The sequence below is a fragment of the Bradyrhizobium australiense genome, from assembly GCF_013114825.1.
Lineage (GTDB): Bacteria > Pseudomonadota > Alphaproteobacteria > Rhizobiales > Xanthobacteraceae > Bradyrhizobium > Bradyrhizobium australiense.
On record NZ_JAAVLX010000003.1, the window covers coordinates 676495 to 690618 of the forward strand.

5 protein-coding genes are annotated in these 14124 nt (G+C 58.3%); all 5 read left to right on the forward strand.

Annotated features, from left to right (window positions below):
* Nucleotides 1-414 precede the first annotated feature (414 nt).
* The 5 genes from HCN58_RS10270 (at nucleotide 415) to HCN58_RS10290 (ending at nucleotide 14109) form a co-directional block, all read left to right on the forward strand.
* On the forward strand, nucleotides 415-3963 hold the full coding sequence (locus tag HCN58_RS10270; RefSeq protein WP_171579225.1) for an AAA family ATPase: 3549 nt from the start codon (nucleotides 415-417) through the stop codon (nucleotides 3961-3963).
* 26 nt (nucleotides 3964-3989) lie between these two features.
* Nucleotides 3990-4247, forward strand: coding sequence for a DUF4242 domain-containing protein (locus HCN58_RS10275; protein ID WP_171579226.1), 258 nt, complete (start codon nucleotides 3990-3992; stop codon nucleotides 4245-4247).
* A gap of 1692 nt (nucleotides 4248-5939) precedes the next feature.
* Entirely contained in the window at nucleotides 5940-7805 is a 1866-nt protein-coding gene (locus HCN58_RS10280) for a S8 family peptidase (protein WP_171579227.1), read from the forward strand.
* A gap of 208 nt (nucleotides 7806-8013) precedes the next feature.
* Nucleotides 8014-9228 (forward strand): PI-PLC domain-containing protein, encoded by a 1215-nt coding sequence (locus tag HCN58_RS10285; RefSeq protein ID WP_171579228.1) that lies wholly within the window; start codon nucleotides 8014-8016, stop codon nucleotides 9226-9228.
* Between the two features lie 1527 nt (nucleotides 9229-10755).
* On the forward strand, nucleotides 10756-14109 hold the full coding sequence (locus HCN58_RS10290; RefSeq protein ID WP_283814564.1) for an ATP-binding protein: 3354 nt from the start codon (nucleotides 10756-10758) through the stop codon (nucleotides 14107-14109).
* The last annotated feature ends 15 nt before the right edge of the window (nucleotides 14110-14124 follow it).

Here is a 14124-nt window from a genome sequence, read left to right on the forward strand (position 1 = left end):
CCATGGATGGCGCGTGGCCTAGCCGCTGCAGAGAGAATGCGGACACGATCGTTTCTCGGATGGTCAGCATCCGATACCCGTCGTGCTTCACCTCCTGGGACCAGACATTCTGACCCCAATACGGAGCCGAACCTTGTTCGCTTGGTCTGGATTTGGCGGCGCGGGGCATCCAGCCAACCTCGCCGCCCGCGCTTCGGCGGTGTGTTGGCTGGACGAGACAGGCGTCTCCGTGAACTGCATCACTCTCAGCGCCCGGCAGTACGTGCTATAGTAGCTTGCCGGGTCGGCATAAATCAGGCGCAGCAGGAACGCATGAACCCGTTTCGGACGAAACTCAAGATTGCGCCGGCAATCCGACCGCGGTCGGCTTGACCTACAAGCAAGTAGGGGAGTGAAAAAGGCGACGGGAAGCCAATGAGCGACGACGTTCATACGTGGTTGCGAGCGCTCGGCCTGGAGCAATATTCCGTTGCTTTCGCCGGCAGCGACATCGACCTGAAGGTGCTCCCGCACCTCACCGAGGCGGATCTCCGGGAGCTGGGCCTGTCCCTCGGACACCGCAAGACCCTCATGGCTGCGGTGGCAGAGTCCTTCGGGACAGGCTCGTCACTAACAAGTGCTGTTGCTACCAGTGCAAAGCAACAACCGGCCCCACCTTTCGCTTTCTCGGAGCGATCACCAGAGCGACGCGTTCTGAGCATCCTGTTCTGCGATCTGGTTGGCTCCACCGAATTATCTCGGCGGCTTGATCCTGAGGACCTTCGGGAGGTACTTCGTAGTTACCAAGATCGGGTCGCCGAAACTGTGATCCGTTATGGAGGCTACGTCGCCCGCTATATGGGCGATGGGATCATGGCGTATTTCGGGTGGCCCTGCGCCTATGAGGATCATGGCGAGCGTGCAGTTCGAGCCGGGCTCGAGGCTTTGGCTGCCGTGCAAATGTTAGAAGCCAAAGACGCCGAACTCAAGGCGCGTGTGGGCATAGCCACAGGACAAGTCGTTGTAGGGGACCTCTTCGCGGGCTCCGTTCGAGAGGAGGGCGCGGTCGCGGGTGAGACGCCTAATCTCGCGGCCAGGCTCCAGGCGATCGCCCAACCCAATCAACTCGTTGTCGCGGATTCGACCAGAAGATTGATCGGCGACAATTTCGTCACAGAGGATCTCGGCGAGATAACCCTCAAAGGATTCGGGACCGGCACGAGTGCGCATCACGTCAAGTCGGAGCGTGAGATCGAGAGCCGCTTCCACGCCGCTCATGCGGGAGAGCTGTCACCATTCGTTGGTCGCGTTCATGAACTCGCGCTTCTCTTCGAAAGATGGAATCTCGCGCGCAGGGCGAAGGGACAGGCGGTCCTGCTGTCGGGGGACGCCGGCATCGGCAAGTCGCGGCTCGTCCAGGTCTTTACAGAAAAACTCCGTTCAACACCTCACGAGGTCATCTGCCTTCAGTGCTCACCTTACCATAGCAACAGTGCACTGTTCCCAATCGTTCAGAACCTGTCGCGAACGGCCACCTTTCGGCCCGACGATCAAAACGAAAAGCGCCTCGACAAACTCGAGCGCATGCTCACCGATCTGGGCACCGACACCAGCACTGTGGGGTCAGTCTACGCCGAGCTCCTTTCACTTGACTACCATGATCGCTATGGCGAGCTCGAACTCGCGCCACAGCAAAGGAAGAGTCTCATCTTGCAGACTCTGGTCGAGCACTTGCTACACCGGGCGAGACGCGCCACCCTGCTGCTAATCGTTGAGGATGCCCACTGGATCGATCCAACCACGACCGAGTTACTCGACGCCCTGTTGGCGCCGATCAATCGAGCACCTGTCATGTTGCTCGTGACGCATCGGCCGAGCTGGAAATTCGAATGGTCCCGCGCATACGATCATGTGCTGCCGCTTTCCATCGGGGCCCTCGCCCAGCCACTCGTCGCCGACATGGTACGAAACATCGTAGGCCTTAGTGCCAGCGCTGGACTCGTCAATGAAATTGTTGATCGAACCGACGGAATCCCACTGTTCATCGAGGAGATGGCCCGCTTTCTTGCTGAAAGAGATGCGAGCGAGCGCGATATCAAGATGGCATTGCCAGCGACACTGCAGGGCTCTCTCTTAGCGCGCCTCGATCGATGCGAGCCGACCGCAAGGGAGATTGCGCAAATTGCCTCCGTCATCGGCCGTGAGTTTAGCCGAGATCTGCTTACTCGTGTTTGCGGGTTTCCGTCCGCAGATCTTGATGCGGCCGTCGCCGAGCTTATGGCGGCGCACCTCGTTCTGAGGTCGGGCTCGTCCGAAGATGCCCTCGTCTTCAGGCATACCCTAATTCAAGATGCGGCGTACCAATCCCTGCTGATGAGCAGGCGACAGCGATATCACGCCGCGATCGCCCGCGTCCTGGCCGAGTTCCGTGAAATAGCAGAGACGCAACCCGAGCTGATTGCGCGACACTTTTCCGAAGCCGCATTGCCAGAGTTGGCCCTTCCATTCTGGCGACGCGCAGGCGAGCGCGCAACCGCACGCTCGGCAAATTACGAAGCCATAGACCACTACGAGAAGGTCTTGGCTATTGCCCAGAAGTTACCCGACGCGCAAGGTCGCGAAGATGCTGTCCTGGAGACGAAGATTGCGTTGGGCTGGGCGCAAATAGCCGCCGGCGATCTGCGACAGGCGTCTGCTACCTTCGCCGACTCTGCCCGCGAAGCAAAAGCCCGTGGCAAACCTGATGCGCTCGCCAACTGCGCAATTGGATTTGGGCAGGCTCATTTCTACTATCATGATTCCCTCGATTCCTCCATCAAGCTTCTGCTCGAGGCATTGCCCGCGATCGAAACGAAAGACACTCGGCAGCGCTGCCAGATTTTGAGCGCACTCGGCAGAGCGTTTTACATGAACGGCGATCTTGAGCGTGCAGATGCATTCAATTCCAAGGCCATCGAGATTGCACGTCGCCTCGATGACGATCGCACTCTCTGTGAGGCTTTGTTCAATCCGCTCCTAGTCCCGGCTGCCCTTTCCGGGACACAGTCTCAGGACTTACTCAAGCGCCTCGGCGAGCTGCTAGCCATCGCGGAGCGGCTCAACGACGCAGACTTCCGGACCCGAGCCCTTGCCACGCGCATCTATTATTCTGCCGAATTCGGTGACCGCGAAGGAATGATAGGAGCTTTGGACACGTTCTGCTCACTGACTGAGGGTCGGCAAATGACGCACCAGCAGTGGGTTGGACAACATGGGCGTGCCATGCTGGCTTTATTGGTCGGCGACTTTGCCGCCGCGGAGGGGTTTGCTGAAAAAGCCCATGAGCTCGGTCGCCGGAGATATGGTGAGAGCGTCGAAGGTGTCTATGGCACGCAGATGTTCACAATTCGGCGCGAGCAGGGGCGCCTTTCGGAGATCGCTCCGATTGTCCGACATTTCATCGACAAAGGCGATCTAAGCACCTGGAAGCCCGGATTCGCGGTCGTCGCGGCAGAGCTCGGATTCAAGCCGCAGGCGCAAAAGCTGCTTGACGAGTTGAGGAGCACCGGCTTCGCGCTTCCAATGGATGCGATGCGCAGTACTACGCTGTCGTATTTGGCGGATGTCTGTGCAGCACTGGATGATGCAGTCAGCGCACGCGCCCTCTACGATCTGCTCGAGCCCTATCGACACATGACAATTACGGCGGGGGTCGTGACCGTGTGCTACGGGTCGGCCGGCCGCTTTCTCGGAGAGTTGGCCAACGTCCTAGCGGAGTGGAATCGGGCCGAACAGCATTTCGATGAAGCTCTCAGGATGGATCGGGACATGCAGGCATGCCCCTGGCTCGCACACACGCAGCACCGTTTCGCGCGCATGCTGCGCCGTCGTAGCCGGCGTGGCGACCTCGAACATGCCGAGATTCTGCTGAACGAATCATGGACGACTGCACGTCGCCTGAAGATGACAGCTTTGATGGATAAGATCCGGGAGCAACGGCACTGAGACCACATCACACATAGGAGAGGGCCATGCCACGTTTCATGATCGAGCGTAATTTCGCCGAAAGACTCGAGATCACAAAGGAGGGAACGGAAAGAGTTAACCTCGTCAACGACGAGGAGGGCGTGAAGTGGCTGTTGACTTTTCTCAGCGCCGACAAGCGCAAGACTTATTGTCTTTACGAAGCCGAGAGTGTTGAGGCGATTAGAAATGCGGCACGGCGCAATCAAATTCCAGCCGACGTGATCATCCAAGTGGATGAGATAACGCCCGCGATGTTCGCTTGAGAGGTTGCATAGCCAACGTTAGGGTCCACGCATAAACCACGTTGATCACCGGTCCGGATGGACCCGCTCCGGCCCGGCACCGTCGCCATGAATGCTTGCAGATCGCGGTCCTCTACTCATAGAGACGGCCATTCTGCTGTGCTGGAGGCACTCTGTTTCGACCTGATGTCTGTCAACTTCTTGAGCGGACCGACCTGCCAACCAACGTCACACGCAGCCGAGGAAATGGATACCCCGGGGCTCCCCCTCTGAAGGCCGGATACAGAAAACCTATGCTGTATGCGAGACTTTGCGAACTCGAGGCTAACCCTGCGGAGGTTAAGCTCCGTCCGCCAGGATGTCAGCTTTCGGGGGGTGAAGCGGAAGACATTTGCTCGCCGGGCGGCCTTCCGCTTTTGACCGATTGTGTTGAAAAAGTCGAAAATGCCGCGTTAGCAAAATTCGCGCAAAAGCGAGCTGATCGCCGACTTCGGCTGGCGATGCCCTCTCAGTGTATGTGAGAAGGCCGCTGAATGAATCCGCACAAGTCGAAGCGGCCCCCACGTCCCAAAAAGGCAAAGCGGACCAGCGGCCCTTAAGAAAATTGCCCCAACACCGGAGAGGACTTTTCAACACAATCGACCCGAAGCGGTCATTCCGGAATCTTAGTTAGTGCCTCCATGACATTGTCGGCGTCGGCTGGGGCCAGCGTATGGGCACCTCATTTCGCCAGCACGGCCCTGTAGGGCCCTCGGTACAACACATGATCGATATTCCTTTGAGGGTCATAGGGGACGGGTCAGGTGTCTTATCCGCGTTTTTTAGTCCAGTATCCCGCTCGACTGGGGGTCCTCCGCCCGGTTTGCGTTGAAATCTCCCGCAAAGATCACGGCGTCTCTCACAGAAGTGCCTGCACGAGAGCGGTCGCCCGTTGATGAGCGGAAATGTTCTCGCCTTCGTCCCAAGCACTGAAACGCATGCTGAAAAGATGGTACATGCGATTCTCAAAAAAGCGACGTCTGCACAAAGGCTAGCCGGTGGTAGTCCGTTGTGCCTGACCGGATGGGCCGGCACTTCTAGTAGATCGGGGACGTATTTCACGCGCCGGCGAGCGATGCGCGGAACTTATCGCCCGGAACTTCACAGACAATCAGGATCTCGCTGGGGCCATTCCCCCCATCTGGTGCTGGCGGCACTAGCGGCGCTCCTCGCCCTACCTTAACACCAGAGCCAGGAAGGGACTGAACACTTGGCCGCGATCCTAACGCCGCACGAGTGATAGATCGCCGGCCCCGCAAGACCCCGTTGGCACGCCTAACCAGATTCTCTATGATGTGCAGCAGATCGCGGCAGTTCGGCTCCTGGCGATGCGTAGCGACAGGTCGCCTGTGCGATCTGTGACAGGCCCTTTGGTGAAAGGGGCAGCACGTCTCGGGGATTCCTATGAGGCTGTTGCTGGTCGCGTTGACCTTCTTCGCACTTCTAGCTGCCGTAGCCCCGCACGCTAAGTCGCAGCCTGGAGAGCGCGGAGTTGGTGTTCCTGGGCGGCCGACTCCCACAACTGTTCTATCTGCCGCGACTGAACGACTATGGCGTCGCATTGAGGCATCTGACCGGACGGCCGTAATTGGACCCAAAGCACCGAGTCAGTCCAGGGGCCTTTTGAAGGGCAAAATCCACATCGGGCCCGAGTTACGAAAGGACGCCGAGAGGATGATCCTCTCTCGGCCAGGCGTGAGTCTCGTCTCTGCCGACAAGCTCCTTCCGGTTATTACCGTCAAGTTGGATGGCCCCACGGCTCTGGTGGCAATCCAAGGCTTGTCGGTGATCGACTACATCGAGCCGGTACGAAGCGAAGGCACGCTGCATCAAGCCGTTGGATGCCAATATAAGCTATGGGGGGAGCTGGCTGTCCCATTCTCGCTCGAAGAGATGACAATGCCAGGCAGTTTCCCAGACGTGCTGCCGTGGAATTTCGCTGAGCATCAGATCCCACAAGCGTGGGCCAGAGGGGCAACGGGTGCTGGTATCAAGATTGCCGTCATCGACACGGGCGTTTATCAGAAGCAAACCCAGCTCCAACGGCCAGTATTTTCATCACCCCAGGCGTTGGGTGTTGACCGGACCGTCTCGAATTTGTTTACGGCTGGAGGCGATCCCTGGGACGAGTGTGGTCACGGCACCCGTATGGCTGCCACCATAGCTGCCCCACACGATGGAAAGAACATTGTTGGGGTCGCCTGGAAGGCCGATCTTGTCACCATAAAGACTTTGCCCGGCGTCTGGGTAACGGCTTTCTCAGTAAACGATGTCGCGCGGGCGATCCGCACCGCTGTGTCCGACTATGGCGCCAAGATTGTTGCGATGGCCTTTGGGGATGCTTTCGCCTCCCGCCGCATCGCAGATGAGATAAGCTACCAATACCACCTCAAAGACGTGCTGTTTTTTGTTGCCGCAGGCACCATCATATGCCCTGAGGACTTTGTTGCTTTTCCCGCAAGGATGGAAGAAGTCATCGCGGTCGCGGGAATGGAAGCGAACGGCAATGTACATCCTATTTCATGTGCAGGACCGGAGGTAGATCTCGCCGCAGTTATCGGAGAGGCACCTACTGCTGGAGAGGTGCCGGAAGATATAATTCATTTTGGAGGGAGTTCGAACGCAACCGCGATTGCCGCTGGCGTGGCGGCGCTTGTTTGGTCTGATCACAAAGGATGGAGCCGCGACGAGGTGCGCGAACGCATGTTCCGAACGGCGGACCACGGCCGTGCGGGTCTGGGATGGGGACGCATCAACGCCTACCGAGCCGTCGGTGGCTTTCACGCCATAACCGTTATGGGTCCCCGCGCGGTGTCGCCCAATCAGTCGTACCGCCTGATTGCGAACCCCCTCGGCGACGGCCCCGATTGGACCTATCAATGGAAACAGGAAGGCGGGTCAGTGACGGCCACGACGCCTCATCTCGACGCAGTGTCAGGGGCGGAGGGCAGCTCGCAGTCATGGACGGTGGAAGTGACGGACAGGCGCGAGGGAAAGAGTCTATCGCAGTCCGTCGTAGTGACTGTGCCGACGGGTGCCTATGAGCAGTGCTTAGAACGATGTGACGCCAAATTCAAAGTGTGTAAGACGGAGCTCGAGAGAGAGTTGGGGCGCGTGTCGGCGAGATGTCCGAACCGACTTCATCTATGTAAGCAAGATTGTGGCTCTCCGACCATCAGCGCATTCCGCGCTGTGTCCATTATTGGCCCGAGCACAGTAGCGCCAAGCAAGTCTTACCGACTGACCGCCAAGCCAGAAGGCGGGGGACCCGATTTTACGTATGGGTGGAAAGAAAATGGTTCAACCGCCGCGACGACGGCATATCTTGACGCGGTGTCTGGTGCGGAGGGTAGCACACAATCCTGGACCGTGGAGGTGACCGACACACGTGCGGGAAAGACGTTATCGCAGTCCGTCGCAGTAAGGTCTCAGACGCCGCCCGCCCACCCTCCGGCTGCATGCGCAAGTGGCAAAAAATGCTGCGATTGGGACGGCGGTCGGTGTAGGCAATGTATCCCGCAAAATAATCATTGTCCCTGACGCACTCCAAGGGAGTATCGGCTCCTTTGAATGTCCTGGGCTCTGACTCTGGGGGCCGATCTGGCGGCCGCCGACCGTAACGCGGCGGTGCGCGGGCGTGCAATCTGCTTCGACCGGAAGTGAAGTCGCTCGATAGAAGGTGCAAGGCTAGGTAGCTGACGACCCTGCATAACACTGAGGGACAATTACATACAGAGAGGAGACGCTCATGCGTATGCTTGGAGGTCTTCTTGAACAGTTGCCGCAAAGCAGCGACGCATTCTGGTGCGCATTCTCGATGCGATCAATAAAGATGCGCCGCATTCATCTTGTACTTCTGCTTACATGTTTTTGTTACCCGGCAATGACTGCAGCTCCGTCGGCTTTCGCTGGCGAATTCTGGATCGGAACGGCTCCATTTTGTAGCGCATCTCCGCAAGATTGCACCCAGCGAGGATTTGACTTCGTGCGATCCGACAAGAAAGGTGATGGAAAGCGGTGCGTGACTGGAAAAAAGGTGTTGTGTGCATGCACGGCACCCGTGCTGCGGCAGTTCTATATCATTGCCCATCGTACGAACGCTCTGGACAAGGTACGGGCGGCTCTGCGGCAAGGCGCTAACGGTATAGAAATTGACGTTCGATACCGGCGGAGGGAGCAAGGATTTTGCGCGAACCATGATTCGTTTGATCCATCCTGTAACAGGTTGGTTCCCTTCTTGCGGGAACTGAATGCCATAGCTTCAAACAGCAAGCAGCTCGCACTAATAGTGCTCGATTTCAAAAATCATGATGGCAATCAGAACGCCTTTCGAGAGCTTCTGGACATTGTACGACGCGAGCTCACCTCAAACCTGGGTCTAAAAATGATCTTATCGACTGGCAGTTTGGCGCTTGCGCGTCGCGTGATGCCCAATGCCGGAGCCCTCAGACGCGGCGAAGCATTCTCAATTGACGAGGAAGACGACCCGGATGCGGTCGCAAACTTTCTTGCGGGCACGGTGAGCGGAGAAGGTAGCAAAGCGTACGGAAATGGAACGTTTGAGCCGGGCATTGAGGTGCATATACAAAATTCAATCCAAAGAGCGGTCTCCCTTCGAAGGCAGGGACAGTTTCAGTTCGTGTATGTTTGGACCCTCGCTCGCACCGCTTCTATGCGCGATTACCTCCGCATCGGGGTTGATGGAATTTTAGTCAACGATCCCCGGAAGCTGAGAGACGTGATCACTTTGGCCGAGCACGATCCATCCTCGTGTTTTAATGTTAGATTGGAAACTCGAGCTGATTCCGTTCCAGCGCCGGCGCCAGCAACAACACCAACGCCAATACCAACGCCAGAGCCACCTTCTTCTTGTGGTCCGGGTAGACCATGCGGGCAAGGTCGTGCTTGCTGTGAAGTTGGCGATCGCATGGTGTGTCAGCCTCCAGGAACGTCGTGTCGATAGCAGTTCGTCTGGCTGGCGGAATGGCGCACCAAGCTTCCCGCTGCACGGCAGGGCCAGCTGGTGAAGGCGGCCGGTAACGGGCGAGGACTCGTAGCACGATAACGGGCTGTCTGCGGTCAGGCCGTTGCAGATCCAGTGGGTCCCAGAGTCCTCTCACATTGGCCAAGTCGTCAGGAGTCGCGACCGGGTCGCTATATGATCGAGTAATTACACAAGGGAGCGCGAACATGTCGCCAAGTGAAGGTGTACTGCGTGACGAGATTCCGATGTCTCGAACCTTGCAGACGAACAATTGGGAGACACTCGACAGTATGTGGGGCATAAACATGCCCAAGCGGTACATATTCGTGCAGTCTTTTGGTTTCCGGGCTCGTAAGAAGACCGCCTTTCTCGGAGGAAACGGCACCCCAACCCCGGTCTGCATTGACTACGGCGGCTGGGGTGCTGTCGGCGTTCAGACAGTTCAAGTGAAGGGGCAAGCTGGAGAAACAGTGCACTTTGTACAAGGAGTGGGTGAGTGCCAACGGGTGCCGCCCGTGTAGGGGATCGTCCTTCTGTCGCCACTTATAACAGGAGCCTAGTCGCTAGAATGTTGCGGGATGCGCATCTATTAGTGCTGCGTCCCGGGGGATGGCAACGCCCGCGCCGGACACTATTTAAACGCTGAAGATCGTGCCAGAGACGACCCCATTCTTTCTGACAATTGAATCGATTGAAGATTGATTAGATCAGGTCGAAGCCATTCCAGATGTTTTTTGAGGTGCGTGTTCCCAAGACCGTCTTGAGCCGCGGTCCAACGGCGGCATGATTGTGCAGATCGCTTACGTGATCTACATCTGCTTCGCGGCTTCGGTTTCAACTTTCCTTTGGTTCAGCATCCTTGCAAATACTGTGGCTGTAGTTGTCGTCCGGCGCGCGCTGCGATCTCGATATCTCATATAGGTTTCGCTCATGGCACGTGATCTATTGGCCCCAAGCCGACCAACTTCGCTTGCGGATAGTCTGGTAGCGAGGGCAGTCCAGACTTCGCATCAGCGATCCTTCGGCCGCCGTTTTTGAGCAAAGCAGAAGAACGCGAGGCTAACCATAATGTCCTAATGTCCGCTGTTGGGAGTAGATCCGTCTACTGTAGGCGTGCTGCGACTTCAAAGGAGGAGCTGCGGCCGTCCGCGCCGGCCCGCCTTGGCGGCTCCCCCACTGCTCCCCGCCCCGGTGCATGATCAATCAATGTAAGCTGCTTGTGGCGATTGTTGCTTCGACCCTAACCTTCACAGGGTTGAGGCCCAGGCACGATGATTGCGATGACGCTGCGGGAGACGATGGCCGAGATTCTGGGTTATCCTGCATGGTTCAAGAAATTGGGCACCGCGCGCTTACATCTAGCCACAGGTCGCCGACGAGGTGATCTTAGGACAAGTTGTCGCGCGGTGCGTCAGTCCGCGGCAGTTTCGAAGGGCAACATTGGGCTTGTTGCCGATCGACGTCAAGGTTACGCTTGTAGCCTGTTCGGCTCGGGACTTGCTCACTATGAAATGTCCAAGCTGCGAACACGAGAACACTGTTGACGCGAAGTTCTGCGATCAGTGTGCAGCTCCGCTGGCGCGAGCTTGCGGCAGCTGTGGATGCGCGTTGCCAACAACCGCCAAGTTCTGTCCCGAATGTGGCGATCCGGTAAAGTCGTTTGGGGACGATCGCCGCTTTGTCTCGCCCAGGAGTTACACTCCTCAGCACCTGGCCGATCAGATCCTGGGCGCACGGGCCGCCATCGAGGGTGAACGCAAACAGGTCACCGTACTCTTCGCCGATATCAAGGACTCGATGAAGGTCTTTTCGGACCGCGACGCGGAGGCTGCACAGAAGTTCTTCGATCCTGTGCTCGACTGCATGATTGAGGCAGTTCACCGCTACGAAGGTACCGTTAACAGGGTCATGGGCGACGGCATCTTGGCCCTCTTCGGCGCGCCGATCGCCCATGAGGATCATGCCGTGCGCGCTTGTTACGCGGGGCTCAGGATGCAAGAGATGGTCGCGCGGTATGCGGGCCAGCTTCATCGGTCTCATGGGCCGGTAATAGAGATTCGGGTCGGGATCGACTCAGGGGAGATCGTCATCCGTGCAATAGGTAACGATCTGCACATGGATTATACCGTCGTCGGCCAGACAGCGCATTTAGCCTCTCGGATGCAGCAGATGGCAAAGGCCGGTTCGGTACTTACTACGGCTGCCACGTTCCAATTGGCGGAAGGCTATGTCGCGATGAAGCGACTTGGCCCCATGGAGGTGAAGGGCGTAACTGGGCCGGTGCAAGTCTACGAAGTGACTGGCGCGGGCGCGGCGCGGACTCGCCTCCAGGTCGCCGCTGGTCGGGGGCTGACGCGCTTCGTCGGGCGCGAGGTCGAACTGGAGCAACTCTACCGCGTGCAGAAACTTGCCGGCCGTGGTCGAGGCCAGGTGGTAGCGATCGTCGGCGAAGCCGGCGTGGGCAAGTCGCGCTTGGTGCGCGAATTCGTTCGTTCGCACCACACAGCCGAATGGCTTGTTTTGGAATCCAAGTCTGCTCCTTATGGTCGCGCATCTCCCTACCTGCCGGTCATCGAACTGCTTAGGGATTACTTCGAGATCAGCGCCGAGGACAGCACCCACTCCATCCGCGAGAAAGTAACAGGAAAGGTACTGGGGCTTGATCAAACGCTGCAGGACGCCATTCCGCCGCTGCTGGATCTTCTCGATTCGTTGGAAGAGAGTCATCCGTTCCGGTCTCTCGATTTGGTCCGGCATCGGCAATGCACGTGTCAGGCAGTCGTTCGCCTGTTGTTGAGCGAGAGCCGTGTGCGCCCGGTCGTTGCGGTCTTTGAAGAACTTCACTGGAACGACCCACTCTCCCTCAGTTTGTTGAATGAGGTGGTCGTCGCCGCGCAGGATAGTCGCTTGCTCCTGGTGGTTTGTTACCGACCCGAATACAGGGACCAGTGGAGGAACAGGCCAAATTATCACCAGTTACATTTGGAACCCCTTGCTAGCGAGAGCCTCGCGGAATTCCTTCAAGCCCTGTTAGGCTCCGATCCTGGTTTGGACAGCGTGAAGCGCTTCCTGGCGGAGCGCGCCAACGGAAATCCTTTTTTTGTCGAAGAGATGGTTCGATCGTTGATCGATACCAGTGCGATCGAGGGCAGCTACCGACTTGCAAGGCCGTTCTCGACCAATGAGGTTCCGCCGACCGTGCAGGCGGTCCTTGCTGCGCGCATCGACGCGTTGCCGGCCACTGAAAAGCACCTGCTGGAGGAGGCATCCGTAATTGGGCCCACTGTTCCGTTCGAGCTCCTGCGCGCAATCAGCGCGCTGAAGGAGAACGAGCTTCGCATTCGACTCGATAATCTCCAGGCAGCTGAATTCCTCTATTCGACGCGGCTATTTCCCGACCTGGAGTATACGTTCAAGCACGCCCTTACCCATGATGTCGCCTACAGCGGCGTGCTCCACGAACGTTGCCGCGAAATTCACGCGCGCGTCGCGGATGCCATGGAAAAGATTTACGGCGATCGACTGAGCGAGCAGGTCGAGCGGCTTGCGCATCATGCCGTCCGAGGCGAGCAGCGAGAAAGAGCCGTGCACTATCTCCGGCGGGCCGGAGCAAAGGCAATTGGAAAGTCAGCGCTTTTGGAAGCTCGGGCTTGCTTCGAGCAGGCGCTCGGCGTTCTCAAGACGCTGCCAGAGAGCGAGGCTACGCTGGAGAATGCCTTCGAGACCCGCCTTGAGCTGCGGCCAGTGCTGCGCCAACTTGGTGAAGTCCGGCCGATGCTTGAGCACCTCCGCGAGGCCGAGGCTCTCGCCGAACGGTTGAAGGACGATCGCCGGCGTTGTCAGGTCTGCAGTTTCATGACAACCGTCCTGTCAACGCTAGACGAGCTTGACGATGCCCTCGTGACCGGCACCCGCGCCGTGGAGATCGCAGGGCGCAGTGGCGACGTGAGGCTTGGCGCCGTAGCGACGAGCTGCCTGGAGGAGGCGTACTATTACCGCGGCGAGTATGAGCATGTCGTCGAGATCGCAACCGCCAGCCTCCCCGCGATGCCCGTCGAATGGGGCAACGAGTATTTGGGTTTGGCTGTGCCGGCATCAGTCTTCGGTCGCTCCTGGCTTATTATGGGCCTAGCCGAGCTCGGCAGATTCGCCGAGGCCGCCAAGTACGAGACGGAGGCGATACAACTCGCCGAGCAAACTCAGAACGCGCACACCATCGGTTGGGCTCATTTGGCCGCAAGCATGCTTCACCTTTTCGAAGCTGACTGGTCGAAGGCGCGCTCGCTACTCGACCATTGGATGAACGTACCTGGGACAGAAGTTGCCATGCTTTTCCCTTGGGCGGTCACTTCATCCGCTTGGGCGCTGGCGCAGGTCGGCGAGGTTGGCGAGGCGTTGAAGCGGGTTCGAGAGGGTGAGCGGCTCCTCGAGCTTCAGACGGCGAAGGGGATTGTTGGTCATCGTGCTTGGGGCTATCACGCGGCTAGTCGCGCCTGTCTGCTGCTCGGGCAGCTCGACGAGGCGCGGGACCTGGGCTGTCGCGCGGTTGAGTCCGCTCAACGTCAGCCCGGCTTCACAGCCCATGCGCTGCGACTTCTTGGTGATTTGGTAACCCATCCAGACGAGTTCGATGCTGAAAGCGGCGAAGCGCACTACCAGCAGGCCCTGGCACTCGCCCAGCTGCACGGTATGCGTCCGCTTGTTGCTCACTGTCGGCTCGGCTTGGGTAAGCTCTACGACCGCGTCGGCCAGCCGGAGCAGGCCCGGGAGAATATGACCGCCGCGACAAAGCTATACCGAGAAATGGACATGCATTTCTGGCTCGAGGCAGGAGAGGAGAGAGGATCTCTGGCGATATAGGCCCGCAGGCTTAAC

Excerpts from the sequence above, each read along its gene's own strand:
- HCN58_RS10270 (WP_171579225.1), top strand. The coding sequence starts at position 415 with ATGAGCGACGACGTTCATACGTGGTTGCGAGCGCTCGGCCTGGAGCAA.
- HCN58_RS10275 (WP_171579226.1), top strand. The coding sequence starts at position 3,990 with ATGCCACGTTTCATGATCGAGCGTAATTTCGCCGAAAGACTCGAGATC.
- HCN58_RS10280 (WP_171579227.1), top strand. The coding sequence starts at position 5,940 with ATGATCCTCTCTCGGCCAGGCGTGAGTCTCGTCTCTGCCGACAAGCTC.
- HCN58_RS10285 (WP_171579228.1), top strand. The coding sequence starts at position 8,014 with ATGCGTATGCTTGGAGGTCTTCTTGAACAGTTGCCGCAAAGCAGCGAC.
- HCN58_RS10290 (WP_283814564.1), top strand. The coding sequence starts at position 10,756 with ATGAAATGTCCAAGCTGCGAACACGAGAACACTGTTGACGCGAAGTTC.